Annotated in this window: 28 protein-coding genes; 11 read left to right on the forward strand and 17 right to left on the reverse strand. The window is 31.2% G+C overall.

Annotated features, from left to right (window positions below):
- Window positions 1-21 precede the first annotated feature (21 nt).
- The 5 genes from V8G69_RS03905 to V8G69_RS03925 all read right to left on the reverse strand — a co-directional run bounded on the left by V8G69_RS03905 (window position 22) and on the right by V8G69_RS03925 (window position 6,070).
- On the reverse strand, window positions 22-564 hold the full coding sequence (locus V8G69_RS03905) for an RNA polymerase sigma factor (protein WP_394880499.1): 543 nt from the start codon (window positions 562-564) through the stop codon (window positions 22-24).
- 311 nt (window positions 565-875) lie between these two features.
- Window positions 876-2,711 (reverse strand): ABC transporter ATP-binding protein, encoded by a 1,836-nt coding sequence (locus tag V8G69_RS03910; protein WP_394880500.1) that lies wholly within the window; start codon window positions 2,709-2,711, stop codon window positions 876-878.
- An 81-nt stretch (window positions 2,712-2,792) separates the two neighbouring features.
- Window positions 2,793-4,523, reverse strand: coding sequence for a phospho-sugar mutase (locus V8G69_RS03915; RefSeq protein ID WP_394880501.1), 1,731 nt, complete (start codon window positions 4,521-4,523; stop codon window positions 2,793-2,795).
- A gap of 80 nt (window positions 4,524-4,603) precedes the next feature.
- Window positions 4,604-5,551 carry a glycosyltransferase family 2 protein gene (locus V8G69_RS03920; RefSeq protein ID WP_394880502.1) on the reverse strand — a complete coding sequence of 316 codons (948 nt, stop codon included), beginning with the start codon at window positions 5,549-5,551 and terminating at the stop codon, window positions 4,604-4,606.
- Between the two features lie 3 nt (window positions 5,552-5,554).
- A complete protein-coding gene (locus tag V8G69_RS03925; RefSeq protein WP_394880503.1) occupies window positions 5,555-6,070 on the reverse strand; it encodes a DUF4199 domain-containing protein in 516 nt (171 codons plus the stop codon).
- A gap of 158 nt (window positions 6,071-6,228) precedes the next feature.
- Here V8G69_RS03925 and V8G69_RS03930 point away from each other — a divergent pair, with 158 nt between their 5' ends.
- The 4 genes from V8G69_RS03930 (at window position 6,229) to V8G69_RS03945 (ending at window position 9,962) form a co-directional block, all read left to right on the forward strand.
- Window positions 6,229-6,480 (forward strand): type B 50S ribosomal protein L31, encoded by a 252-nt coding sequence (locus V8G69_RS03930; protein WP_394880504.1) that lies wholly within the window; start codon window positions 6,229-6,231, stop codon window positions 6,478-6,480.
- A 137-nt stretch (window positions 6,481-6,617) separates the two neighbouring features.
- Entirely contained in the window at window positions 6,618-7,793 is a 1,176-nt protein-coding gene (locus V8G69_RS03935) for a GlmU family protein (protein WP_394880505.1), read from the forward strand.
- A gap of 233 nt (window positions 7,794-8,026) precedes the next feature.
- Window positions 8,027-9,358: a tRNA (N(6)-L-threonylcarbamoyladenosine(37)-C(2))-methylthiotransferase MtaB gene (gene mtaB / locus V8G69_RS03940; protein ID WP_394880506.1), complete on the forward strand. Its 1,332-nt coding sequence runs from the start codon at window positions 8,027-8,029 to the stop codon at window positions 9,356-9,358.
- Window positions 9,359-9,467: 109 nt separating this feature from the next.
- Window positions 9,468-9,962 carry a hypothetical protein gene (locus tag V8G69_RS03945; RefSeq protein WP_394880507.1) on the forward strand — a complete coding sequence of 165 codons (495 nt, stop codon included), beginning with the start codon at window positions 9,468-9,470 and terminating at the stop codon, window positions 9,960-9,962.
- Between the two features lie 69 nt (window positions 9,963-10,031).
- Here the strand turns inward: V8G69_RS03945 and V8G69_RS03950 are convergent, their stop codons facing one another.
- Window positions 10,032-10,328 carry an N-acetyltransferase gene (locus tag V8G69_RS03950; protein WP_394880508.1) on the reverse strand — a complete coding sequence of 99 codons (297 nt, stop codon included), beginning with the start codon at window positions 10,326-10,328 and terminating at the stop codon, window positions 10,032-10,034.
- A 115-nt stretch (window positions 10,329-10,443) separates the two neighbouring features.
- Here V8G69_RS03950 and V8G69_RS03955 point away from each other — a divergent pair, with 115 nt between their 5' ends.
- Both V8G69_RS03955 and V8G69_RS03960 read left to right on the forward strand, forming a co-directional pair.
- Window positions 10,444-11,106, forward strand: coding sequence for an alpha/beta hydrolase (locus tag V8G69_RS03955; RefSeq protein WP_394880509.1), 663 nt, complete (start codon window positions 10,444-10,446; stop codon window positions 11,104-11,106).
- 47 nt (window positions 11,107-11,153) lie between these two features.
- A complete protein-coding gene (locus V8G69_RS03960; protein ID WP_394880510.1) occupies window positions 11,154-12,074 on the forward strand; it encodes a lytic transglycosylase domain-containing protein in 921 nt (306 codons plus the stop codon).
- Window positions 12,075-12,089: 15 nt separating this feature from the next.
- Here the strand turns inward: V8G69_RS03960 and V8G69_RS03965 are convergent, their stop codons facing one another.
- Window positions 12,090-12,665, reverse strand: coding sequence for a DUF2892 domain-containing protein (locus V8G69_RS03965; protein ID WP_394880511.1), 576 nt, complete (start codon window positions 12,663-12,665; stop codon window positions 12,090-12,092).
- Between the two features lie 306 nt (window positions 12,666-12,971).
- Here V8G69_RS03965 and rpmH point away from each other — a divergent pair, with 306 nt between their 5' ends.
- Together rpmH and carB are read left to right on the forward strand one after the other, a co-directional pair.
- Window positions 12,972-13,133, forward strand: a complete 162-nt coding sequence (gene rpmH, locus V8G69_RS03970) for a 50S ribosomal protein L34 (RefSeq protein WP_076700048.1) — start codon at window positions 12,972-12,974, stop codon at window positions 13,131-13,133.
- 103 nt (window positions 13,134-13,236) lie between these two features.
- On the forward strand, window positions 13,237-16,089 hold the full coding sequence (carB, locus tag V8G69_RS03975; RefSeq protein WP_394880512.1) for a carbamoyl-phosphate synthase large subunit: 2,853 nt from the start codon (window positions 13,237-13,239) through the stop codon (window positions 16,087-16,089).
- Between the two features lie 32 nt (window positions 16,090-16,121).
- Here the strand turns inward: carB and V8G69_RS03980 are convergent, their stop codons facing one another.
- The 7 genes from V8G69_RS03980 to V8G69_RS04010 all read right to left on the reverse strand — a co-directional run bounded on the left by V8G69_RS03980 (window position 16,122) and on the right by V8G69_RS04010 (window position 20,535).
- A complete protein-coding gene (locus V8G69_RS03980; protein WP_394880513.1) occupies window positions 16,122-16,661 on the reverse strand; it encodes a YceI family protein in 540 nt (179 codons plus the stop codon).
- A gap of 47 nt (window positions 16,662-16,708) precedes the next feature.
- The gene (locus V8G69_RS03985) at window positions 16,709-17,080 is read right to left on the reverse strand and encodes a hypothetical protein (RefSeq protein ID WP_394880514.1); all 372 of its coding nucleotides are present in this window, start codon (window positions 17,078-17,080) and stop codon (window positions 16,709-16,711) included.
- A 23-nt stretch (window positions 17,081-17,103) separates the two neighbouring features.
- Entirely contained in the window at window positions 17,104-17,466 is a 363-nt protein-coding gene (locus V8G69_RS03990) for a hypothetical protein (protein WP_394880515.1), read from the reverse strand.
- A gap of 10 nt (window positions 17,467-17,476) precedes the next feature.
- Window positions 17,477-18,325: a DUF5777 family beta-barrel protein gene (locus V8G69_RS03995; protein WP_394880516.1), complete on the reverse strand. Its 849-nt coding sequence runs from the start codon at window positions 18,323-18,325 to the stop codon at window positions 17,477-17,479.
- A gap of 15 nt (window positions 18,326-18,340) precedes the next feature.
- Complete coding sequence (locus V8G69_RS04000; RefSeq protein WP_394880517.1) at window positions 18,341-18,913, reverse strand: T9SS type A sorting domain-containing protein; 573 nt, start codon at window positions 18,911-18,913, stop codon at window positions 18,341-18,343.
- A gap of 18 nt (window positions 18,914-18,931) precedes the next feature.
- Window positions 18,932-19,309, reverse strand: coding sequence for a hypothetical protein (locus V8G69_RS04005; protein WP_394880518.1), 378 nt, complete (start codon window positions 19,307-19,309; stop codon window positions 18,932-18,934).
- A gap of 152 nt (window positions 19,310-19,461) precedes the next feature.
- Complete coding sequence (locus tag V8G69_RS04010) at window positions 19,462-20,535, reverse strand: hypothetical protein (protein ID WP_394880519.1); 1,074 nt, start codon at window positions 20,533-20,535, stop codon at window positions 19,462-19,464.
- Between the two features lie 110 nt (window positions 20,536-20,645).
- On the opposite strand from V8G69_RS04010, the gene V8G69_RS04015 reads away from it, so the two are divergent.
- The 3 genes from V8G69_RS04015 to V8G69_RS04025 are packed head-to-tail and all read left to right on the forward strand — an operon-like array spanning window position 20,646 to window position 24,620.
- The gene (locus tag V8G69_RS04015; protein ID WP_394880520.1) at window positions 20,646-21,170 is read left to right on the forward strand and encodes an RNA polymerase sigma factor; all 525 of its coding nucleotides are present in this window, start codon (window positions 20,646-20,648) and stop codon (window positions 21,168-21,170) included.
- A gap of 47 nt (window positions 21,171-21,217) precedes the next feature.
- Entirely contained in the window at window positions 21,218-22,126 is a 909-nt protein-coding gene (locus V8G69_RS04020; protein WP_394880521.1) for a FecR family protein, read from the forward strand.
- Window positions 22,110-24,620, forward strand: a complete 2,511-nt coding sequence (locus tag V8G69_RS04025; RefSeq protein WP_394880522.1) for a TonB-dependent receptor plug domain-containing protein — start codon at window positions 22,110-22,112, stop codon at window positions 24,618-24,620. The genes V8G69_RS04020 and V8G69_RS04025 overlap by 17 nt, the downstream gene beginning before the upstream one ends.
- Here V8G69_RS04025 and V8G69_RS04030 read toward each other — a convergent pair.
- From V8G69_RS04030 to rmuC, 3 genes are read right to left on the reverse strand one after another with little or no spacing between them, the layout of a single operon-like run.
- On the reverse strand, window positions 24,617-25,159 hold the full coding sequence (locus tag V8G69_RS04030; RefSeq protein WP_394880523.1) for an acyl-CoA thioesterase: 543 nt from the start codon (window positions 25,157-25,159) through the stop codon (window positions 24,617-24,619). The two genes, V8G69_RS04025 and V8G69_RS04030, sit on opposite strands and share 4 nt — an antisense overlap.
- 9 nt (window positions 25,160-25,168) lie before the next feature.
- On the reverse strand, window positions 25,169-25,513 hold the full coding sequence (locus V8G69_RS04035) for a 6-phosphogluconate dehydrogenase (RefSeq protein ID WP_394880524.1): 345 nt from the start codon (window positions 25,511-25,513) through the stop codon (window positions 25,169-25,171).
- An 11-nt stretch (window positions 25,514-25,524) separates the two neighbouring features.
- Window positions 25,525-26,847 carry a DNA recombination protein RmuC gene (gene rmuC / locus V8G69_RS04040; protein WP_394880525.1) on the reverse strand — a complete coding sequence of 441 codons (1,323 nt, stop codon included), beginning with the start codon at window positions 26,845-26,847 and terminating at the stop codon, window positions 25,525-25,527.
- Between the last annotated feature and the right edge of the window lie 12 nt (window positions 26,848-26,859).

Below are 26,859 nucleotides of genomic sequence, written 5' to 3' on the forward strand. Positions count from 1 at the left end.
ACTATTTTTTCTTCTAAAGGTTTAATTTTTAATTAAATACTCTTCAATTTTTTTTACTGCAATATGGTATGAGGCTTTAAGGGCTCCTTCGCTTGTTTCTAAAATATCTGCCATGTCTTTGAATTTTATTTCTTCAAAATACCTCATATTAAATACTAATTGTTGTTTTTGAGGTAATGTTGCAATGGCTTGTTGTAGTTTTAACTGAATTTTATCACCTTCAAAGTAAACATCGGTAGTTAAATTGCTTAATGTTAAGTTCTGGGATTCTTCATTAGTAATTTGAAGTCGTTTGGCATTATTGTTTATAAATGTAATGGCTTCATTAGTGGCAATTCTATACATCCAAGAGAACAATTTACTATCTCCTTTAAAGTTATCAATATTTTTAAAAACCTTAATAAATGTGTTTTGTAAAACATCATCAGCATCATCATGTGATTTTACAATATTACGAATGTGCCAGTATAAACGCTCTTTATATTGAGATACTAACTCTTTAAAGGCGAAATCAACATTTTTTTTTGATTTTAGTTGTTCTACTAGCTCAGATTCAATAATCACAAGTTGAATTTTTGTGTTTAGACATATGAATATACTAAAAGTTTAATTTCTTTCTTGATTTTTAATATTATATAAGAAAATACATAAAAACATAAATATTTAATAGTCAATACATTGAAATATAAATCATCGATGAAATGCAATATATTACGACAAAATACATTTTTTTCTTGCAAGATAATTTTATTTGTATTACTTTTACTGTATAGAAAATCTACTTATGTTGTTAGGTTGCCCCAAGTCTAGCAATGAACAAAAAAAGGATAGAAGCCCAAATCTCTATCCTTTTTACTTTTAATTAAACCAGCTATTTATTCAAAGCTTTGCATATCGACAAGTTTTTTATAAATACCTTTTTTAGCAATAAGTTCTGTATGTTTTCCTTTTTCAACAATTTCACCTTTATTTAACACTACAATTTCATCAGCATTTTGAATAGTTGACAGTCGGTGAGCAATTACAATAGAGGTTCTGTTTTTCATCATATTTTCTAATGCTACTTGCACTAAACGTTCGCTTTCTGTATCAAGTGCCGAAGTAGCTTCGTCTAAAACCATAATAGGTGGACTTTTTAATACAGCTCTAGCAATACTTAAACGTTGTTTTTGGCCACCCGAAAGTTTGTTTCCTGCGTCACCTATATTTGTATTTATGCCTTCTGGTAAATCTTTAACAAATTCCCAAGCATTGGCAACTTTTAATGCTTCAATAACTTCTTCATCTGTAGCATTGTCTTTTCCTAATTTCAGATTGTTTTTAATACTATCGTTAAATAGAATGGCATCTTGTGTTACAATACCTAACTGGCTTCTTAAAGAACTTGTAGTTAAATCACGAATATCAATATTGTCAATTAAAATACTTCCTTTATTAACGTCATAAAATCGAGTGATTAAATTGGCAATTGTTGATTTTCCACTTCCTGATTGACCCACCAAAGCTATTGTTTTTCCTTTTGGGATGTTAAGAGAGAAATTTTTCAATACATATTCGTTTTCATATTTAAATGAAATATTATTAAAAACTATTTCAGTGTCAAAACCAGTCTTTACAATAGCATTTTCTTTATCTTTTAATGGATTTGGCGTATCTATAATTTCTTGAATACGCTCTGCAGCTGCATCTCCTTGCTTGATATTATAAAGCCCTCTTGAAATAGCTTTAGCTGGAGTTAGTATGTAATATGCTAAACCCATATAGACTAAAAATGAACTTCCATTAAGGCCTCCAGAACTTCCTTCATTTAAAACGAGTTGGCCACCATACCATAATAGAACAGCAATAACACAAATACCTAAAACTTCACTAGCTGGAGATGCTAGGTTTTGACGATTTAGTAATTTATTTGAAAAGTTGTAAAAACGATTTGAAGATTCTTGAAATCTAGTATCGAATTTTTCTTCGGCATTAAAACCTTTTATAATCCGTAACCCTGTTAAAGTTTCCTCAAGCGTAGATAAAATGACACCTTGTTCCTTTTGAACACGGTCTGATTTTCTTTTTAAACTTTTACCAATTCTAGAAATGATTAAACCTGTAATGGGAATAAAAATAAAAACAAATAGTGTAAGACTTGGACTTAAATAAAGCATAGCTATTATTGTGAAAATAATAGTTAAAGGTTCTCTTATAATAAGCTCAAGAACAGGAAGCATTGAGTATTGTAGTGTTGAAACATCGTTAGTTACACGTGCCATGATATCGCCTTTTTTTTGTTCGGAAAAATAGGAAAGAGGCAATTCAACCGTTTTTTTGTATACAGCATTTCTAAGATCTCTAACAACTCCATTTCTTAAAAACACCATAAAGTAATTTGCTAAATAGCCAAATAAATTTTTAAGTAAAAAGGCAACTACAATTAATCCAACAACAAAAATCAATGCTTTAGAATTGTCACCACCAGTATATTCGTGCATTTGGTAAACAAGCTGATTTTCTAGATATTTCCCTAATTTAGATATACCTTGATAAACTGGTTTAATTATAATAGCATCTTTTTTTTGCTTAAAAATCACATCTAACATTGGTTTTATTGCAATCATAGATATTGTGCTAAATAGAGCAAACAATATATTAGAAATAATATGTCCTATAGCATAACTTTTATACGGTTTTGCGTATTTTAATATGTTTAAAAATTGATTCATTAAATAAGAATTGTCTGTTTAAAAAACATGCTTTTATGATATTACCATAAAAGCATGTTAATTTGGCAAAGATATGGGTTATTATATTAATTTCATGTCTTTTAGAATAGCTTGTGCCTTTGCATCAAGCAAAGCTTCGGTTGTTTTAAAATCTGCTACCGATTTTAATGTTGTATTTACACTTACATAAAACTTGATTTTTGGCTCGGTTCCGCTAGGTCTTAAAGCAACTTGACTACCATCTTCTGTATAATAAATTAATACATTTGATTTTGGAATGTCAATAGAAGTTTCTTCTCCAGTAACCATGTTTTTAGTTATTGAAAGTTCATAATCTTCAATTTTTACAACTTTTGAGCCATTAACTATTTTAAGAGGATTTTCGCGAGCATCTATCATCATTTGCTTAATTTCTTGAGCACCTTCAATCCCTTTTTTAGTTAGTGACACCAATTTTTCTTTATAAAAACCATGTTCTATATAAAGTTTTATAAGGTGATTATAAAAAGAGCTTCCGTTAGATTTTGCTAATGCTGCAATTTCGCATGCTAAAAGTGTTGAGGTTACAGCATCTTTATCACGAACAAAATCACCAACCATGAAGCCAAAACTTTCTTCACCACCACCAATAAAATCAAGGTTTGAAAAATCTTTAATTAATTTGGCAATCCACTTGAATCCTGTAAGTACGATTTTGCTTTCTACATTGTATGCTTTACCTAAAACACTCATCATAGGTGTTGAAACAATTGTAGAGGCTATGAATTCTTTTCCTTTTAGTTTATTTTCTGATTTCCATTTTTTAAGTAAGAAATCAGTCATCATCAACATGGTTTGATTTCCGTTTAGAAGCTCAAGTTTTCCTTCTAAATTTCTAACTGCAACACCTAATCTGTCACAATCCGGGTCTGTTCCAATAACAATGTCTGCATTTACTTTATCAGCTAATTCCAAAGCCATTTTTAATGCAGCAGGTTCTTCAGGATTTGGAGAAGCTACTGTTGGAAAATCGCCATTTGGAACTTCTTGTTCTTTAACAATATGAACGTTTTTGTAACCAGCTCTTTTTAGAGTTTCTGGAACCAAAGTGATAGATGTGCCGTGTAAAGATGTAAAAACAATGGTTAAATTGTCTTTAGTTTCTTTAGGAATATTAAAACTTCCATTCTTTACGGAAGCATCAATAAATACATTATCGACATCTTTACCTATATAATGAATGAGTTTTTCGTTTGCCTCAAACTTAATATTAGCGTAAGGTGTATCATTAATCTTGTTTACAATTTCCTCATCTTGTGGTGGTACCAACTGTCCGCCATCTTGCCAATACACTTTATAACCATTATATTCCGGTGGATTATGAGACGCTGTTAAAACAATGCCGCAATGACAATTTAAATGTTTTAGGGCAAATGATAATTCTGGAGTAGGACGTAAATCTTCAAATAAAAAAACTTCTATTCCATTAGCAGAGAATACGTTAGCAACAACTTTAGCTAAGGTTTTACTGTTGTGTCTGCAATCATAGGCTATTGCTACTTTAGGAGTTTCATTAGGGAAATAGTTAAGCATATATTCACTTAAACCTTGTGTGCTTCTTCCTAGTGTATATTTGTTAATTCTATTAGTGCCAACACCCATAACACCTCGCATACCACCTGTACCAAATTCTAAATCTTTATAGAAACTTTCTTTTAAGCCTTCTGGGTTTAAAGCAATAGATTCTTTTATCTGATTTTGTGTGTCTTCATCAAAAACTGGTGTTAGCCATGTGTTAACGCGTTTCAATAGTTCTGGATCAATATGTATCATAATGGATTAAAATATTTTAAATATAAAAATAAACAAATTGAAGGAATAATTCTTTTTATCAATAGTAGTAAACTTAACAATTAAAAATTTAATTCTGTTTTAATTGAGTAACGTTTTCTATCTGGTTTGCTTCGTAAAATGATTTCTCCTAAAAAACCTGCTACAAAAAACTGAGTACCAATAATCATTGTAGAAAGTGCTATATAAAATTGAGGTCGCTGTGTTATTAAACGTCCAGAAGGGTTTAAGAATAATTTGTCAATACCAAGATATAAAGCAAAACCAAAACCAATAATGAGCATTATAACACCCAAAGAACCAAATAAATGCATAGGTCTTTTTCCAAACTTAGATAAAAACCATATAGTTATTAAGTCTAGAAAACCATTAATAAAACGATCCATGCCAAATTTAGTTTCCCCATATTTTCTAGCTTGATGAAGAACAACCTTTTCACTTATTTTAGCAAATCCCGCATTTTTTGATAATACCGGAATGTAACGATGCATTTCACCATTAACATCAATATTTTTAACAACTTCTAATTTGTAAGCTTTTAAACCACAATTAAAGTCATGAAGTTTTACTCCAGATGTTTTTCTTGCTGCCCAATTAAATAATTTTGATGGTAAATTTTTTGAAATAATAGAATCATAGCGTTTCTTTTTCCAACCAGAAACTAAATCATAACCTTGATTTACAATCATGTTATAAAGCTCTGGGATTTCATCAGGGTTATCTTGCAAATCCGCATCCATAGTAATTACAACATCACCTTGGGCTTTTTCGAAACCAGCATGAAGCGCTTGAGATTTACCGAAGTTTTTTAAAAATTTGATGCCTTTAACATGTTTATTATTGGCAGATAACTGTTCTATGGTGTCCCAAGAGTTATCTGTGCTACCATCATCAATAAAAATAACTTCATATGAAAAATGATTGGATTGCATAACTTTTGCAATCCAATCATATAATTCTTTTAAAGATTCTTGTTCGTTAAGTAGTGGTATGACTACTGATATATTCATGTATTACTCTTCTTTTTTCATTATTAATCCTGCAATAAGAGAATAAATCAATCCAAATAATGCGCTTAGTGCAATCCAAAGTGCTGTTCCTACAACCGGATTCATAAATTTTTTCATCATTGCTAATTGCTGGTCTACAATTTCTTCAGTTAAATTTTGGTTTTCAAGCAATTTGTCACGTGTAGCTTCCATAATTTGTGACATAAATTCTGGATCAATTAAATAATTAAAAATCAACCCGTAAACAGCATAAACAAGTGCGCTTATCAATCCAATAGCTAACCCAATTTTAATAGCTTCTCCAAGACTTAATAAGTTGACATTATTTTTTTTATATTTTGAAATGGCATAAAAAATAGTAACTGGAAAGGCAATATAGTATATCCAATTAGGCCATTGTTTCAATTCTAAAGCCCATCCTGTAACATATGTAATGACTCCTATGACAATCATAAGCAGTCCTAAGATGAGTCCATAATTAAGTGAGAATTTTCCTGGTGAAAGTTTTTGAGATTCCATTTTTTTTGGTTTAAAAATTTAGTTTCTTAGTTAGTAAACAAAGATAATAAAACGTTACGTAAAGGAGTAAAATAAAAAATATTAAAAAATATTGTTCATTTAAAAAAATAGCTTAAATTTGCACTTCCAAAATTGAAAAGAATATAAAGCGTAGAGCGATGAAAAAAGGTATACATCCAGAAAATTATAGAATAGTAGCATTTAAAGACATGTCTAACGATGATGTTTTCTTAACTAAATCTACTGCAAATACTAATGAAACTATAGAGGTTGACGGTGTTGAATATCCAGTTGTTAAAATGGAAATTTCAAGAACTTCTCACCCATATTATACTGGTAAATCTAAATTAGTAGACACAGCTGGACGTATTGATAAGTTTAAAAACAAATATGCTAAGTTTAATAAATAAACTTAGTTTCAAATAATATTTAAAGCCTTTCATTGTTTGAAAGGCTTTTTTATTTTCTACAATTACGCTACATTTGAACATATAAATATTGGTTTGAACTTATTTAAAAAACTTCAAACTTCTAACTCAAATTTAACATGAACTATATTCTTTTCGATGGTCCTTTTCGCAACAACTTATTGCCATTTACATATACAAGACCAGTTGCAGATATAAGAGTTGGAATCTTAACCATTCGTGAAAAATGGGAAGCTTATTTAGATTCAACCACTACAACTGTTACAGAAGATTATTTGTCAGACAAATATCCAATGGTAGAAATGGAAGAGAATATCATGATTAATGCATCTTATCTTCCAAATTTAGAGTTATCAGAAATGATAAAGAGCCTGGAAAAAAATCAAGCTATTTTTAAAGATGAAGATATTATTGCATTTTTCACTAACGAAGCCCAAGATGATATCGATTTTTCAACCTATGAAGCGTTAGAGTTTAATGATGATATAATTAAGATAGAAAATACTTGGGATATTTTTTCTAAAAATGGAGAAGCAATCCAAGAAGATTTTAACCTCTTAACCAAGGATAGAAAATCAAAACCAATTCCTTCAAGTAATAATGTCATTGCACCCGAAAATATTTTTATTGAAGAAGGTGTGGAAATTGAATTTGCAACTTTAAATGCTTCCAAAGGCCCAATTTATATAGGTAAAAACACGTTGGTTATGGAAGGCTCCCTGCTGCGTGGACCCCTAGCTTTGTGTGAAGGTTCCATAATAAAACTTGGAGCCAGAATTTATGGACCAACAACAGTAGGTCCTTTTTGTAAAATTGGAGGAGAGGTAAATAATGCGGTTTTATTTGCATATTCGAACAAGGGGCATGATGGCTTTTTAGGAAACTCTGTTTTAGGCGAATGGTGTAATTTAGGTGCAGACACAAATACTTCAAATCTTAAAAACGATTATTCTGAAGTGCGTTTATGGAATTATAAAACCGAAAGTTTCACTAAAACGGGTTTACAGTTTTGTGGTTTAATGATGGGCGATCACAGTAAATGCGCTATAAACACAATGTTCAACACAGGAACAGTTGTAGGTGTGAATGCAAATGTTTTTGGAAGTGGATTTCCTAGAAATTTTATCCCGAGCTTTTCTTGGGGAGGACATGGTGGATTTACAACATATTTAACTAAAAAAGCTTTTGAAGTAGCTCAAGCTGTAATGTCAAGAAGAAATATGGATTTTAACGAACAAGATGCAGCAATCTTAGAACATGTGTTTGAAGAAACCAAAAAATTTAGAAGAGAATAGAACTGATTCTTAATTATTTACTTTATTCTTTGCGAAAAACGCATCATTTTATTTATAAATTTTAGTGACTTTTTTTTAATTCTAGTGTCATAATAAACAGTTGAAGTAAAATTACTATTGTTAACTTTCACTGACTCTCAAATCGGCTAAAAGATTGTCTTTTAGTTTTAAGGAAGAGCGTTTCTATATGAAACGCTCTTTTTTTATTATATTTGCACGATTTTATAAAAGAAATGAGTACCAAAAAAAAAGTTGCTTTTTACACGTTAGGATGTAAACTTAATTTTTCTGAAACATCTACCATAGCTAGAAGTTTTACAGAAGAAGGTTTTGATCGTGTCGATTTTTCAGAAAATGCAGATATTTATGTAATTAATACCTGTTCGGTAACTGAAAATGCAGACAAACGCTTTAAAACCATTGTAAAGCAGGCTCAAAAAATCAATCCAAATGCTTTTGTTGCTGCTGTTGGGTGTTATGCACAATTAAAACCACAAGAACTGGCGGATGTAGATGGTGTAGATTTGGTTTTGGGTGCTACAGAAAAATTTAAAATTACTGATTATTTAAATGACCTTTCTAAAAACGATTTTGGAGAAGTTCATTCTTGCGAAATAGAAGAAGCCGATTTTTATGTAGGGTCTTATTCAATAGGTGATAGAACTCGTGCCTTTTTAAAAGTTCAAGATGGTTGCGATTATAAATGCACGTACTGCACAATTCCTTTAGCCAGAGGTATTTCTCGTAGTGATGCATTAGAAAATGTGTTGAAAAATGCCAAAGAAATAGCAGAGCAAAATATAAAAGAAATTGTATTAACGGGTGTTAATATTGGAGATTATGGCAAAGGCGAGTTTGGAAACAAAACACACGAACATACCTTTTTAGACTTAGTGACTCAATTGGATAAAGTTGAAGGAATTGAACGATTGCGAATTTCGTCTATAGAGCCTAATCTTTTAAAAAATGAAACTATTGATTTGGTTTCAAAATCCAGAGCATTTGTACCTCATTTTCATATTCCTTTGCAATCTGGAAGCAATGAAATTCTAAAAAAAATGAAAAGACGCTATTTACGCGAGTTATATGTAGATAGAGTTTCAAAAATAAAAGAAGTGATGCCTAATGCCTGTATAGGAGTTGATGTCATTGTAGGTTTTCCTGGCGAAACCGATGAACTTTTTTTAGAAACCTATAATTTTTTAAACGAATTAGATATTTCTTACTTGCACGTATTTACTTATTCAGAACGAGATAATACAGAAGCCTCAGAAATGGTTGGAATAGTTCCTATGAATGTTAGGAATAAACGCAGTAAAATGTTACGTGGTCTATCGGTTAAAAAACGAAGAGCATTTTATGAAAGCCAATTAGGATTAACTAAAACAGTTTTGTTTGAGAGCGAAAATAAAGAAGGACATATTCATGGGTTTACAGAAAATTATGTGAAGGTAAAAACACCATGGAATCCTGAATTGGTTAATACATTGCATGATATTGAACTTACTAAAATTGACGAAGATGGTTTGGTGAGATTTGAGTTTTCTGAAGTTTTTTCAAAGTAAAAGCTGTATTTTATTACAATTCAACACGATTTCTTTTCCATTAACCCGATTTTTTTTACTGCACAAACCTTATTGTATAGTTTTGATTCAAATCTTTAGACCCCAAATCATGAAGAGAATCCTTTTTATTATTAGTACAATTTTTTTGGTTTCATGTTCAAATGAAACAATCGATATGTCTGCTGTTGGTACATGGAAGCTAACTGGTTATAATGTGTCAAATGGTTTTGATTTGAATAATGACGGCATTAAAAGTTTAAATTTATTGAACGAGTTTGAATGCGAAAACCATGAAACTTTAACCTTTGAATTAAATGGTGTTGTATCATCAACAGAAACATTTAACCCAGAAGTTGATGTTATTTTGATAGATGAAGCAACCAATGAGTATGCTTTTAATGTTGTATGCGATATAGAAGGTGTGATAGGTTTTGCTTCAAACTATTCTCAAAACGGAGAAATTGTTACATACAATAACAAAAATGCTACTATAATTGGAAATGAATTATCGGTAGTTTTTGAAGATGCAATTAAAATTTATAATTCCGATTCAACTCAAGTTGTATCTACTGAAAATTTAACTTTAGTATATACAAAGCAATAGATTCTTGCTATAAAACAAAAAAAACCAAAACTGATGTTTTGGATTTTTTATAATCTTATTTTTTTAAAACTAAATTCTTAAACCTACAGGAAGCATACGTTTATACTTTCTGTTGCTTCTAACAAATTTAGCAATTTCAGGACTTGTCGGGACTATACTTAAATTACGCTCATCAATTTGTTCAAAAACAGCAGCTAAAAATTCAGTGCTAAAATTTTCGTCATGAATACCATCAGGAATGATAAGTTTTGTTAAGAATATCTTTCTATCTTGTAGAGAATATTCAATTTTGGCTAAATTGTCATCGATTTTTATTTCGAACTGACGTAAAAAATCATTGTCTATTAATTCTGCAGCATCTATCATGGTAAAGAGTTTTATTTCTATAGAATTTAAATAGTGAGTACTATTTTGTATAGTTTTGTAGTGCAAATTTACAAAAAAAATAGTTAACAACGAGGTAGTTTAAGGTTAAAACCTTATGAATCAAGATATAATACACGTTTATTTTATGCCAGGAATGGCAGCAAGCCCCAAGATATTTGAGTACATTGAATTGCCAAAATCTCAATTTGAAAGTCATTATTTAGAATGGATGATACCTATTGATAGTGAATCACTTAGTGATTATGCATTACGATTGTCTAAGAAAATTGAGCACGAAAATTGTGTTTTAATAGGAGTGTCATTTGGTGGTGTTTTGGTGCAAGAAATAAGTAAACATATAAGTGTTAAAAAATTAATTATTGTTTCTAGCGTTAAATCAATAAGTGAGTTACCAAAAAAAATGCTTATTGCTAAAAAGACTAAGGCATATAAGTTATTACCTGTTAAATTGGTTAGTAATATTGATTTATTGGGCAAGTATGTGTTTGGTAATAATATATCAAAACGAATTGAATTATATAAAAAATATTTATCGGTTAGTGATAGCAGATATTTAAATTGGGCCATTGAAAACATGATTTGCTGGAATCAGGAAGAAATTATTCCTAACATTATCCATATACATGGAGATAAAGACCCTGTATTCCCAATATCTAGTATAAAAAGTTGCATCACGGTTACAAATGGAACACATATTATGATATTAAACAAGTTTAAATGGTTTAATGAGAACTTACCCAAACTTATTTTGGGTTAATATAGAAAAGAAGCTTTAATTTTTTAATTTTATAAAAAAATAGAAAAATGAAAAATATACTTGCAATTATAGGATTGTTTAGTGTTTGTGGGCTATTTATTTACGCCATACAAGACGCTAAAACCGATGAGAATTTTGAAAAAAAACTTATCAATGATTATAATGTTTATGCATTACAAGTTCCTGATGATTTAAGTTTTGCTGGAGAATCTATGCCAATTAAAGATCCTGAAGTTTATGAGCGAATGGATAAAGAATTGTTGGTTAATACGTATTGGCAATCAAACGGATTATTAATGTTTAAACGTGCTAAAAAATATTTCCCGGTTATTGAGCCAATCTTAAAGAAGAATGGAATCCCTGATGATTTTAAATATTTGGCTGTTATTGAAAGTGGCTTAACTAATGCAGTATCAAGTGCTAAAGCAACAGGTGTTTGGCAAATTATGCAGGCAACTGCAAAGGAAAATGGTTTGGAAGTTAATGATAATGTTGATGAGCGTTATAATTTAGAAAAGTCTACAGAAGTAGCTTGTAAATATCTTTTAAAATCAAAAGAAAAATTAGGGTCATGGACGCTAGCTGCAGCTGCGTACAATGCAGGAGATACTGGTATTTCAAGACGTTTAAACGAGCAAAATGTATCAAACTATTATGATTTGTTATTAGGTGAAGAAACAGGAAGATATGTGTTTAGAATTGTAGCTTTAAAAGAAATATTAACACATCCTGATGTATATGGATTCAATTTCAGAGAGAAAGATTTATATTCTCAAATACCTACATATAAAGTAGAAGTGGACACATCTGTTTCAGATTTCACAAAATTTGCTGAAGGTTTTGGAATCAACTATAAAATTTTAAAGGTTCACAATCCTTGGTTAAGAGATAGATTTCTTTTAAATAAAACAAGAAAAAGATATATAATTAATATTCCTGAAAAGGGGTATTATGATACTGTTCAATAACAAAAAAGGAGAAGTTTAACTTCTCCTTTTTTGTTGTCTTATAGAACCACCAGTTCCAAAGTGCTGATTAGGTATTTGAGCACGTTTCATGTTTTCTTTCATCATTTTAATTTGGTCTGTTAACATGCCTTGCTTATCAAGTTTTTGAGCTTCAGAAAGTAGTTTTTCAGCTTCTAATTTTCTGCGTTTAGAAAAAGCAATTCCTGATAAGTTTAATTTAGCCATTGCTAAATCATGATTCATGGATAATCCTAATGTAATAGCTTTTTTAAAGTATTTTTCAGCTTCATTCATATTGGTCTGTGAAACCATAATGCCATGTAAATAGTTATAATAGCCTTGTTGTTTGGTTACCAAAGCAGATTCAGGGTTTTTAATTTTGCTTAACCATTTAGTAGCTCCAACAAAATCCTGTTTTCTTAACCGTAAAAAGGCTAATAAAATAAATTCGTTTTTAAAGTATAAAAACACAAATACTGAAGATAAAAGAATTAGCATGATACCGTTACCAATATTATTTTCAGTAAATTGATAAATAGCATAGGCTAAAATGCCTGCTGCAATAATAAGTTTTATAATTTTATTGTACATTTTTTAATAAATAAAGGTGTTATAGTCACTATTGTAAAGTGTAATTAGTGTCTAATCTCATTTAGATTACAAAGAAACTAAATTTTTATCAAAAGCACCTAATGGAGCATTAACAAAAAAAAATCAATAGTTTAAGTAGTTTATTATGGTCAATAACTCTAGAGTTTTTAAAATTTAAAGATTTAAAAAATATTTTTAAAATAACGTTTGTCAAAGTAAAAACTCTTTGTATATTTGCGCTCGGTTTTGGATAACCCCAAAATTAAAAATAACAAATACAATTTTCAGATTTAAAGATACTAGACAATGAGTAAAAGAACGTTTCAGCCATCAAAAAGAAAGAGAAGAAACAAACATGGTTTCAGAGAAAGAATGGCTTCTGCTAATGGTAGAAAAGTATTAGCTCGTAGAAGAGCTAAAGGTAGAAAAAAACTGTCTGTATCTTCTGAAGCTAGACATAAAAAATAATGATTTATCATTACCAATAAATTAAAGGTGTTGCTTAGGTGTAACGCCTTTTTTTATATCTTATAGCAAAATTTATTAAAACCAGAAAACACAAAAAATTATAATGCCAAAAAATCCAAAACTTAAATCTATATTAATTATTGGTTCAGGTCCTATTGTTATTGGACAAGCATGTGAGTTTGATTATTCGGGAACTCAAGCTTTAAGATCGCTTAGAGAAGATGGAATAGAAACTGTTCTTATCAATTCTAACCCAGCAACAATCATGACAGATCCTTCAATGGCAGATCATGTTTATTTATTACCACTTACTACAAAATCAATCATTAAAATCTTAACAGAACATCCAGAAATTGACGCTGTTTTGCCAACAATGGGAGGACAAACGGCCTTGAATTTATGTATTGAAGCTGATGAAAAAGGTATTTGGAAAGATTTTGGAGTTGAAATTATTGGTGTAGATATTGATGCTATCAATATTACTGAAGATAGAGAAAAGTTTAGAGAGTTAATGCTTAAAATAGGTATTCCAATGGCTCCTCAGGCTACTGCGACCTCTTATTTAAAAGGAAAAGAAATTGCGCAGGAATTTGGTTTTCCTCTTGTAATTAGAGCTTCTTTTACGCTTGGTGGTGCAGGAGCATCTTTTGTGCATGAAGAAAAAGATTTTGATGAGTTGTTAACTCGTGGCTTAGAAATATCTCCTATTCATGAGGTAATGATTGATAAAGCTTTGATAGGTTGGAAAGAGTTTGAATTGGAATTACTTAGGGACGATAATGATAATGTTGTTATTATTTGTTCTATTGAAAATATGGATCCTATGGGAATTCATACAGGAGATTCTATAACAGTGGCGCCAGCCATGACTTTAAGTGATAGAACCTATCAAAGAATGAGAGATATGGCTATCCATATGATGAGAAGTATAGGTGATTTTGCTGGTGGGTGTAATGTTCAGTTTGCTGTAAGCCCAGATGAGAATGAGGATATTATCGCAATTGAAATTAATCCTCGTGTTTCACGATCTTCAGCTTTAGCAAGTAAAGCAACAGGGTATCCAATCGCTAAAATTGCTACAAAATTGGCTATTGGTTATCATTTAGATGAATTACAAAATCAAATTACAAAATCTACTTCTGCACTATTTGAGCCTACTTTAGATTACGTAATTGTAAAAATACCACGTTGGAATTTTGATAAATTTGAAGGTTCTGATAGAACATTAGGACTTCAAATGAAATCGGTTGGTGAAGTTATGGGGATTGGACGTTCATTTCAAGAAGCTTTACATAAAGCAGCGCAATCACTTGAAATTAAACGTAATGGATTAGGAGCAGACGGAAAAGAGAATAAGAATTATGAGCAAATCATAGATAAGCTTACACATGCTTCATGGGATAGAGTATTTATTATTTATGATGCTATTGCTATGGGAATTCCGTTAAGCAGAATTCATGAAATCACAAAAATTGATATGTGGTTCTTAAAGCAATATGAAGAACTTTTTATACTTCAGAAAGAAATTTCTACTTATAAAATTGATACAATCCAAAAAGATTTACTGCTTGAAGCGAAACAAAAAGGTTATGGTGACAGACAAATTGCCCATATGCTTGGATGTTTAGAAAGTCAGGTTTATAATAAAAGAGAAGCGTTTGGAATTAACAGGGTTTATAAGTTAGTTGATACTTGTGCTGCTGAATTTAAAGCACAGACTCCATATTACTACTCAACTTTTGAAAGTGAGATGCAATTGGCTGGTGGAGATCGTTTTTCGCATAATGAAAGCGTTGTTTCTGATAAGAAAAAAATAATTGTTTTAGGTTCTGGGCCTAACAGAATCGGGCAAGGAATAGAGTTTGATTATTGCTGTGTGCATGGTGTTTTAGCTGCTGCTGAATGTGGTTACGAAACTATTATGATAAACTGTAATCCAGAAACGGTTTCTACCGATTTCGATACAGCTCACAAATTATATTTTGAACCAGTTTTCTGGGAACACATTTACGATATTATCAAGCACGAAAAACCAGAAGGTGTGATTGTACAGTTAGGTGGACAAACAGCTTTAAAACTAGCAGAAAAGCTAACCAAGTATGGTATTAAAATAATAGGAACAAGTTTTGAATCTTTAGATTTAGCCGAAGATAGAGGGCATTTTTCTAACTTGTTAAAAGAAAATAATATTCCTTATCCTCAATTTGATATTGCAACAACAGCTGATGAAGCTTCTGCAATCGCTGATGTGTTAGACTTTCCTATTTTAGTAAGACCTTCATATGTTCTTGGAGGACAAGGAATGAAAATTGTTATCAATAGAAAAGAATTAGAAGAGCATGTTGTTAGTTTGTTGAGAGTAATGCCCGGAAACCAGTTGCTTCTAGATCATTATTTAGAAGGAGCTATTGAAGCCGAAGCAGATGCTATTTGTGATGGAGAAAATGTTTATATCATTGGAATCATGGAACATATTGAGCCTTGTGGAATTCATTCAGGAGATAGTAATGCCATGTTACCTCCATTTAATTTAGGTGATTTGGTCATGCAACAAATAAAAGATCATACTAAAAAAATCGCATTGGAATTAAATACTGTAGGATTGATTAATATTCAGTTTGCTATTAAAGATGATATTGTTTACATTATCGAAGCCAATCCAAGAGCTTCAAGAACAGTGCCTTTTATAGCAAAAGCTTATGGAGAGCCTTATGTTAATTATGCGACCAAAGTTATGTTAGGTGAAAAGAAAGTTACAGACTTTGATTTTAAACCTCATTTAAAAGGATATGCTATTAAACAACCAGTGTTCTCATTCAACAAGTTTCCTAACGTAAATAAAAAATTAGGACCAGAAATGAAAAGTACAGGTGAAAGCATTTTGTTCATTGAAAGTTTAAAAGATGATCAATTTTACGATTTGTATTCCAGACGGAAAATGTATCTTAATAAATAATAAAAAGGCCGCTTTAAGCGGCCTTTTTATTTTTATGATTTGAGGTCAAAAACAAAGGTTATATTAACACTTTCAGAAACTTTTGTTTTTACTATTTTTGGAATTTTTATATCAAAGTCAGAGGTTTTAACAGTAAGTTTCCCTGTCATTTTGATAATACCATTTTCTTTTGTAAGTGTTATAGGAATATTATAGAGACTCTTGGTTTTACCATGAAAAGATAATTCACCTTTCAAGGTTAGATTTGTTTTAGAACCCAATAAACCTAAATTCAAATCTAATATGGTTCCTTTAAAAGTTGCCTTTGGAAACTTATCAGATTCTGCATAGTTTTCATTGAAGTGTTCTTCCATTAAAGCATTTTTAAACCTGAATCCTTTTACCAAAACTAAAGCCGCAAATTCTCCATTGTCTGTATTTAAAATAGCGGTAGTAGCATTGTTTTTTGCACTAACTTCTTCAAAAGAAGGTACCGAAGCTTCAAAATTTGCAACACCTGTCTTAGTTATATACTTTGATTGAGAAAATATATTAAGGCTTATAAAAGATATAAGGAATACCAGATTTTTCATGATTTATAGTTTCAATGATTAACACTGTCAAATGCAATATAAAAGCATTAATTTTCTAAAAATCCTTGATCTTTCCATTGTTGAAAAGCATCCCTGTTTGCCTGAGACATTAATCCTCCTTGAGGCATTGGGCTTGTAGTACTGTTAATTCTTACCAACAACCCTCTTGTTTCCACAGCACTTTTTACTAACGCATATGTTGTAAGAGACATGGGAGCTCCATTAGCTGTTGGGTTTCCATGGCATGAAAGGCAGTTATTGCTGACAATGCCTTTTATTTTACCGTTGTAGGTAACACTCGTTGGGTTTGGGTTAGGATTTGGGTTTGGGTCTGGAGATGATGGATCATCACCTCCTGCTGAGCAGTTAAAAAGTAATACAGTTATTACCAGTAGCGAAAAAAAGTGTTTTGAATTCATAGCATTATTTATTTAAAGTTATTTTAGTTTTCAAGTAAACCATCTGCTTCCCATTTTGTAATGAGATCAATTGAGTGTTGAGGTAATTTTTGGCCACCTAAAGGCATTTGGCTTCCAGAGCCGTCACCGTTAATTTTACTTATTAGGTTATTATTTTGTACGGCAGATTTAACATTTTGATAGGTCAATAAAGGAATAGTGGCACCATTTATTGGAGGGTTTTTGTGGCAGCCAATACAATTAGTATCAATAATTTTTTTGATGTGGGCATTATAGGTAACTAATGTTGGTATTGGCTGAGCATCGATTAAATCATCTTCACTGGCATTTGTACAAGAGATGAACATTATTAATGATAGGCAGGATGTTATAAATATTCTTTTCATTATATCTGTTTTAAAATGTTCTACTTAAATTAAATCCGAAAAAAATAGTGCCGTCTGTCCAATCACCAGTTCCTTGTCCTAAAAATCCATTGGTGTTCATGGGTTGTGCATTTGTAAAATGCATTTGAAATACATGCCCGCCTGTTTCTAAATCTAATCCAATAGAAAAAGGATTTTTAAAAGGAGAACTGCTGGCCCTGTTTAAATGCCATCCATAATCGGCATTAAAAGACCAGCGTTTACCAAGTTTATATCTTCCTCCAAAGCCTAAAGCGAATTGAGAATTATCCTGCTCATCAACCACGACATAGTTGTCATGAAAAAAAGTAGGTGCAAGTTCAAGAGATAAGTTTGTGTTAATTTTTCTGGAAATTAATAGTTGGGCCGTATAACCCACGCGATGTTTAAATTCTAATTGAGGTAGATTATCTTTATCCAAAGACGTATTGATCAAAAGGGCATTAAAACCAACAATAGTAAAAGGAAAACCATTTTTCTCTTGTCTTAGAAGTCTATATTTTAGAGAAGTTTCATAAATTTTTTGGAAAGAACTTCTGGAAAAACCAATATTTAATCCGTCAGAAATTCCAAAGACAAAATTTAAACGGGTTACCGCATCATCTAAACCAAAAAACGTGTTAATACCATTTTCAATACTTCCAAACCTGTGTGAAACTATGAATGTGAAATCTTTTTTTCCTACTAATTTCGTGGATTCAAAATTTACTATTTTCAATCCTTTAAAAGCAGCTGTTTCATATTGATAACTTATGGAATCGGTATTGATTTCATTTAGCAAATCTTCTTGGGAAAAAATTAGCATTGGAAAAATAATAAAGAAAAGAGATATAGATTTCATATATGTTTTATTGTTTTAAGATTTAATGAATCGTTTTGTATGGCTAATATTTTCAGAGCTAACTCTTAAGAAGTACATTCCTTTGGTTAAACGTGCAATGTTGATTGAGCTTTCAATACGATTATTGAAATAGAGTTGTTTTCCCAATATGTCATAGATTGAAATTGTTTTTACAGAGATTCCTTGTGGTAATTTTAAAAATAGCTCTGTAGATGCAGGATTAGGTGAAACCGAAAAATCTTTAAGCGAAAACGCTTCAACCCCTAATGCATTTTCTACGGTAATGGTCCCTGCCATAGTAAGTGGATGGAACCCGCAATGATAAGGATTTGTGCCAATAACTGTGAATGTAAATAGATAACTGCTCCCTATGCCTGTTTTAGTGCCACTATTAAAAGTTTCGGCACTTCCTGCGTCACTTTGTACTGTATGAGGGAACTCATCTGTCCAATTCCATTTAACCTTGTCGCCAACTTTAATGGTGAGGTCAATGTTGGTTCCAATACCCATTTCCCAATCTAGGTTATAGGTTGTTTGTGCTTGAATGCCAAACATGGCAAAAACAAATAGTAGTAATGCTGTTTTCATAATCTTGTTTTTAATGGATTAATTAATAATACATTGGTCTAGTTTTATTTCTTCAACTAAATCGTCATAGCCAATAAACCGACCTTTAACCTTGATTTGGGTATTATTTTTTAATACAGTATTAATATGATTTGTAAACTGGCAAAACACCATATTGTCTAAGGAAACCACCTTTTCAGATTGTTCAGTTACCTTGCCTGTTATTTCAATGGTCTTGTTGAGGTATTTTTTTTCTGATTTGAAGGGGTCGATTGAAAACTCATTTATAATTTCAATGGAGGTTACGGTAAATTCTGCTTTTTCGGTTTCAATATTTCTGTGACTTTGAAACACATAATTGTATGCGAGAATAGCAGCAACAATAAATACCAATAAGACTATTATTTTCTTTTTCATGATTTGGTCGGTTTTTGATTAATACTGCTTCAACCTTAAGCTGAAGCAGTATTTTAGCTAGGAATCAAATTCCTTTTTAAGGATTGATAAATGAAATTTTCTTTTTCATAAGGCATTTCTACTAGCTTATATTTTTAAGAACATTGATTTGTTTAGTTGCAATTATTTTTATACCGCATTCTATCGCTTTCGCCAACCCTAAGATCAATCTTGCTGTTAGAATATTGAGATATTTCATGTAGAACCCAATTATTATTGCAATAAGGCAAATTGGTGATGTTTATGACGACTACTAAATTGTTTCCAGAGCCAGAAGGAGCCCATGTTCCAAAATAGGTATAGCCTCCTTCTGTGGCAGATATAGTGCCATCATTAAAAAAGTTGAAGATATAACCATCATAATAGGTGTCGTAATCATAACTGTAGCGTTCTAATTTATCAATAGTCCAATCAGAACAACTGGTTAATAAAAGAGCTAATTGGTCAATATTACAATCGTTACAGTCATCATCATTGTAATCATAGTCATCATCTTCATCACAATCATTTTTGTGGGTTAAAATGGTGCTATATAGCTCATCTAGGTTAGAGATGGCTATCATTGTTCCGTCCAAAAGTGTAACATTAATAGGGAAGCTTAGAGTAACATAGTATGACGTATTTAAATATTTAAGAAAATCATTTAAATCATTATCTGAGTTAAATGAAACAGTATCTATGATTTCGTTGTCCTTATTAAATAAAGAACCGGTAATGGGGTATTGAAAATCCAGACATTCAATGTCATCATCTGCTTCATCTTCACCATTACATTTAATAGAATAACTGCGGAGTTCAGAATCGTTATTAATGGTGATTTCAGTAAAATCGTCAAGAATGATTGTGATGGGATATGTAATGCTTAATATATCAATATCGTCATCAGAATCATCAAAAATGAACTCAATAATTTTATAATCATCATCAGAGTTTACAGTTATTTGGGTTCCATTTACGGTAACGGAAAAAGGAAATTTAATATTAAAACAGTTTGATTTGTCAATAATATTGTCGTTTGAACCATCATTGCTCGTTGTGTTTTTCATTTGAATGGCAACAGTGGAATTGGCGACCAATACCTTATCGGCAGGTTCTTGTATGGATATAATTTCTTCTTTCCTGCAAGAAACCCCTAAGACCATTAGCAGTAAGGTGATGCTTAGTATTTTATTAAATGGTGTTTCCATAATATTGTGTTGTCCTTTTAGGGGATTTATTAATAAAACAACCAACTTTAAAAAAATCCTGAAAACTTTGTAAAAAATATTTCTATATATTTAACATAAAATAGAATAGAGTGTCACCTGAAATAGAAGAACATATTTGTAAAGAAGCAGTTTTTGAACGCATTTACAATGCATATTCAAAAGATCTGCATGATTATTTGTATTATAAATATGGAGAGCAATTCAGTCCCAACGATAAAGCTCAGGAAGCGTTTATTAAACTTTGGGATAACTGTAAAAAGGTAACATTAAGTAAAGCAAAATCGTTTTTATTTACAGTTGCGAATAATATGATGCTAAATGAGATTAAACACCAAAAAATAGTATTAAAATACCAACAGGATATCCCAAAAGAACACACCAATGAATCTCCGGAATTTATTTTGGAGAAGAAACAATTTTTAGAACGTTACAAAAACGTTTTGGCAAGTCTAACTGAAGAACAACGTGTGGCTTTTTTGCTGAATAAGGTTGAAGGAAAAAAACATAGCGAAATTGCAGATATGTTGGGAATTACACAAAAAGTCGTAGAATATAGGATTTATAGTGCTTTTAATATTCTTAAAAAAGAATTAGAAGGTTTTAGATTAAAATAATAAGGAGTTTTAGTTTTTTAGTTGTTATATATAAAAGTGAATGATTCATGAACTCAGAAGATTTAGTAAAAAAATGGTTGAATAATGAGCTTTCTGAAGAAGAAAAGCAACTATTCAATAAGCTTGATGACGCACAATACAATGAACAAATCATTGAAAGTGCAAAGTATTTTAGGGCATCAAATTTCTCTAACATAGATGATTTTAAATCTTTTAAAACTAACTATAATGGACAAAATATTCCTGTTAGAAAATTATATTGGTTGAATCCTTTGCTAAAAATTGCAAGCATTGTAATCATAGCTTTAGGTGTTTATTTCACATTCTTTTTTAATCACTTAACACAAGTTCAAACCTTTGCAAGTGAAAAGCAATCCATTGAGTTGCCAGATCATTCATTGGTTACTTTAAATGCGTTAACACAAGTTAAATTTGATAAAAGAAACTGGCAAGATAACAGAAAACTAAAACTTAATGGAGAGGCTTATTTTAAGGTGACCAAAGGTAAAACTTTTGATGTTATTACTGATCAGGGAGTTATAACGGTTGTAGGTACTCAGTTTAACGTAAAAGATCGGTATCAATATTTTGAAGTGAAATGTTTTGAAGGGATTGTAAAAGTAACCTCAGATACTATAACACGGTTTTTAAAAGTTGGTGACACTTATCAAATTTTAAATGGAAAATTCACACAAGGAAAGACAGTGGCACAAGCTCCTAAGTGGACAGAAAACAGAAGTGTGTTTGATGCCATTCCAATAAAAGAGGTTTTTGCAGAGTTAGAAAGGCAGTATAATATAGAAATAAGCTATAATTTAGATTCTAACCGCTTATTTACCGGGGGATTTGTTCATGATAATTTAGAGAACGCTTTAATAGCAGTGACCCACCCCATGAATTTAACCTATGTAAGGAGTTCTTCAAACCTCGTAGTTATTCATGAAAAAAAGAATTAGGAAATTTGTTTTAATTATATTCCTTATTTCATTTAGTGGTTTGCGTTCTCAAAATAGTAATGAGGTTAAGCCATTAGTTGAGATTGTTTCTATTTTAGAAACCAAATATCAGGTGCAATTTAATTATGCCGAAGACATAGTCCAAAACATTGTGATTAAAGAGCCAAATGAAACGTTTTCACTTGAGGAATCACTTGCTTATCTTCAAAAAGCCACGGGTCTCACTTTTACCATAATAAGTTCCAACATAGTTTTAATAAAACCTCAAACCAACAAATTTGTATGTGGTTATATTAAGGATAAGGAAACATTATTACCATTGACAACTGCAACAATACAAACACAAGGGAATGCTACTACCAGTGATAAAAACGGTTTTTTTCAATTAAAAACAGAAGATATATCTCAACCCATAGAGATTAGATACTTGGGTTATATTGCTGTATATGAGTCTTATAATGCTTTTGAAGGTGAGGAGTGTAAAGACATTTTGTTAACACCAAATTTTCAGAGGCTTACAGAGGTTTTAATTTCAAACTATATTGTAAATGGCATAAACAAAATCAACAATGGATCCTATGAAATCAATTTTTCAGATTTTGATATTTTACCCGGGTTGATAGAAGCAGATGTTTTGCAATCCGTACAAAGTTTACCCGGGATTCAAAGTATTAATGAAACAGTTTCCAACATCAATATAAGAGGTGGAACACACGACCAAAATCTAATCTTGTGGGATGATATTAAAATGTACCAATCGGGGCATTTTTTCGGATTGATATCCGTGTACAACCCACAAATAACAGAGCATGTTTCTGTTAGAAAAAATGGAAGTAATGTTGCCTATACAGATGGCGTTTCTGGTATCATTGAGATGCAAACCAACAGGCGCATCAATTCAAAATTTAAAGGAATTGTTGGGGTTAATTTAACCAACGCAAATGCATTTGTAGATGTACCATTGGGCAATAAATCTTCCATTCAAATTGCTGCCAGAAAATCAATCAGCGATTTAATAGAAACCCCAACATACAAAGCTTTTTTTGATAGGATTTCTCAAAATACCGAGGTAGAAGACAACACGGGCAGCATCACCAATTCAGACAAATCGTTTGACTTTTATGACACCTCATTGCGTTGGATTTATAAGATTAGTGAGAAAGACCGGTTGCGACTTAATTTTATAAATGTTTACAACAAACTTTTTTTTACTGAAAATGCCATCATTAATGAACAAGAAGAGTCTCGTCAAAGTAGTTTGTCCCAATTTAGTGTGGCAGGTTCTTTAAATTATGAACGTAATTGGAGTAAAAAACTGCAAACTTTTTTTGAAATATATGAGACAGATTATAAGTTGAAATCAATAAATGCCAATATTATTGACTCACAACAGTTTCTTCAAGAAAATGTAGTTTCAGAAACAAGCACAAAGTTTAAAGTTAATTGTAGTTTCAATGACAGGTTGCAATTTTTGGGTGGCTATCATTTTGTGGAAACTGAGGTTACCAATCTTGATGATGTAGATAACCCATTGTTTAGATTATTGGTTTCAGAAGTCTTAAGAGCACATGGCATTTTTTCAGAAGTTGGTTATAAATCATTAAATAGAAACACCCATTTTAATATTGGAATTAGATATAATTATCTTGAAAAGTTTAATAAAACAATCTGGGAGCCAAGGTTGAGTTTTAGCTATAAATTCCTCGACAATTTCACATGGGAAATACAAGGGGAGTATAAACATCAAAATACCTCTCAAGTCATCAATTTTCAAAACGACTTTTTAGGAATTGAAAAACGCAGGTGGCAATTATCCAACAATGATGATATCCCCGTGATTCAGAGTAAACAAATCTCTACCGGAATAAGTTATAATAATAATGGTTGGCTGTTTAATGTTGAGGGATATTATAAAAAAGTTAGAGGAGTTACGGCCCAAAGTCAAGGATTTCAAAATCAGTATGAGTTTGTAAAGTCTATAGGCTATTATGATGTAAAGGGCTTTGATGTATTATTGAGAAAAAGCATTAGTAATTTAAATGCATGGTTGAGTTATTCTTATATGGATAACAATTATTTCTTTAAGGAGTTTTCTAGTATACCATTTCCAAGTAATTTTGATGTTACTCATGTTATAACCTTGGGCTCTGCCTATAAATTAAAAAACTTAAAGGTTTCGGCCGGATTTAATTGGCATACCGGAAAACCAACCACACCGCTATTAGGGGGTGGTGAAATAACAGATAACGAAGTAAATTATGATGCTCCAAACTCAGAAAATTTAAAGGATTATACACGTTTGGATATTTCAGCTATTTATGATTTTAAAATCAGTGAAAACACCAAGGTGAATTTAGGGGTATCGGTTTGGAATGTGTTGAACAGAGAAAATGAGATAAATAGCTTTTATCGTTTGAATGAGGGTACAATTAATGAAACCGTACAAAATTCATTAGGAATAACGCCCAATGCTGTCATCAGATTGATTTTTTAATTATTGAATTCAACCAAAGCATTGTATTTTTTTATGATTTCAGGATAATCTCCTAACTCAAATTCTGCTCTTTTAAATCTGCTCACTCTGTGTTTTGCTTGTTCTTGGCGCTCTATACTACGTGCAAAACGACGAATACTATCTTTTGTTTTTAAAATAAGACCAGGAACTTCAACATTACGTCCTTCCTCATCTTTTGCCACCATAGTGAAATAAGAAGAATTACAGTGTTTTTTCTCACCAGTTTGAATATTTTCAGATTCAACTCTAACACCAATAACCATGGAGGTTCTTCCTGTAAAATTCACCGAAGCTTTTAGTGTTACTAATTCGCCAACTTCAATGGGATTTAAAAAATCTACTTTATTAACCGATGCTGTTACACAATAATGTCTGGAATGTTTGGAAGCACAAGCAAAAGCTATTTGATCCATAAGCCCTAATATAAATCCACCATGAATTTTGCCACTAAAATTGGAGTGGGATGGTAGCATTAACTGTGTGATTGTTACTTGGGACTCTTCAATATTTTTAAACATATGATGTATTTAATTTTGTACTTCAACTTTTGTAATGAAATATTTAGTGTCTCCTAACCAGAATAATTTTTTATAGCGTTCAAAATAATGAAGCTTGACCATTTTACCTTGATAGTTGTTTAAGTCTTTAATGACTTGTCTTTCCTTATCTTCAACAGAAAAAACAAATGTTTGAGCTTCAGAAACGCCTTGACTTATCTCACCTTCCCAAGTTTTAAACAAGACACCTTTATGGCTGAATTTAACTAATTCTCCTGCCCTTACACCATCGCTATAGCTTACAAAATAAAGAAAGCAGAAATACAATATAATAGCGACAATAATACCAATGCCAATTTTTATTAGAATTTTCATGATTTATAAATTTAGTCCATTTCTTCTTCTGCACGTTTTATAATAGCTTCAGGAAGTGCTTTTTTGGCTTTGGCTCCCATTTTTTTAAGTTTTTCAACACTGTTAATAAGATTTCCTTTGCCTTCAAACAGTTTGTTCATGGCTGAGTTGTAATCTGTTTTGGTAGCGTCAATTTTTTTGCCAACACCAATTAAATCGGTCATTAAACCTTCAAATTTATCATATAAAGCTCCTGCTTGTCGTGCAATTTCAATAGCATTTTGTTGTTGTTTTTCATTGTTCCACATACTGTCAATGGTGCGAAGTGTTGCCAAAAGGGTAGATGGAGTTACGATAACTATATTTTTTTCAAAAGCTTTATTGTATATGCTGTTATCCTCGTTTACTACCACTGCAAAAGCAGGCTCAATTGGTATGAACATCAATACAAAATCGGGTGATTCTATGTCGTATAAGTCTTGATAGTTTTTTTCTGAAAGTTGATCAACATGCTTTCTTATGGAATTAACATGTGCTTTTAAAAATTGTGATTTATCATCATCATCAGCATTTACAAAACGCTCATAATCGGTTAAAGCCACTTTACTATCTATAATCATTTTTTTTCCATCCGGAAGATGCAACACCACATCGGGCAATACACGAGAACCATCTTGCAATGTAAAACTTTGTTGTACAAAATATTCTCTGTCTTTTTCTAAACCAGATTTTTCCAGGACTCTCTCCAAAACCAATTCACCCCAATTTCCCTGCATTTTGCTATCACCTTTTAAAGCTCTTGTTAGGTTGGTGGCTTCCTTGGTCATTTGTTGGTTAAGGTCTTTTAAGCCAAGTAATTGCTCTTTTAAAGCGGAATGCATACTGATGCTTTCCTTTTGGGTTAAATCTACTTTTTCTTCAAAAGTTTTGATTTTTTCTTGAAGCGGATTTAAAATATTTTTGATGTTTTCTTTATTCTGAAGGGTAAATTTTTCCGATTTTTCATCCAGTATTTTGGTTGCCAGCAACTCGAAATCTTTTCGTAATTCTTCTTGCCTTTTTTCTAATTCTTCATCGCGCTTTAAATTTAGCTGATGTAAATTTTCATATTCGGTATTTCTTCGTGTTAATTCAGAATTTAAAAAGTCTTTTTCCTTTCTAATATCTTCACGCTCAATTTCAATTTTATTTAAAGTTTGTTTTAAATCTTCATTGGTTAAATGAGTTTGTTTAAGTCTTTCCTCTAAAGAGCTTAGTTCGCTTTTGTTTTTAAGCTTAGAAAAAGTAATGCCAATATGGGCACCAATGACACCTGAAATAAGAATTGCTAAAATTAGTATAATACTCTCGTTCATTTATAAAAAGAT

Source organism: Gaetbulibacter sp. M235, assembly GCF_043876835.1.
Lineage (GTDB): Bacteria > Bacteroidota > Bacteroidia > Flavobacteriales > Flavobacteriaceae > Yeosuana.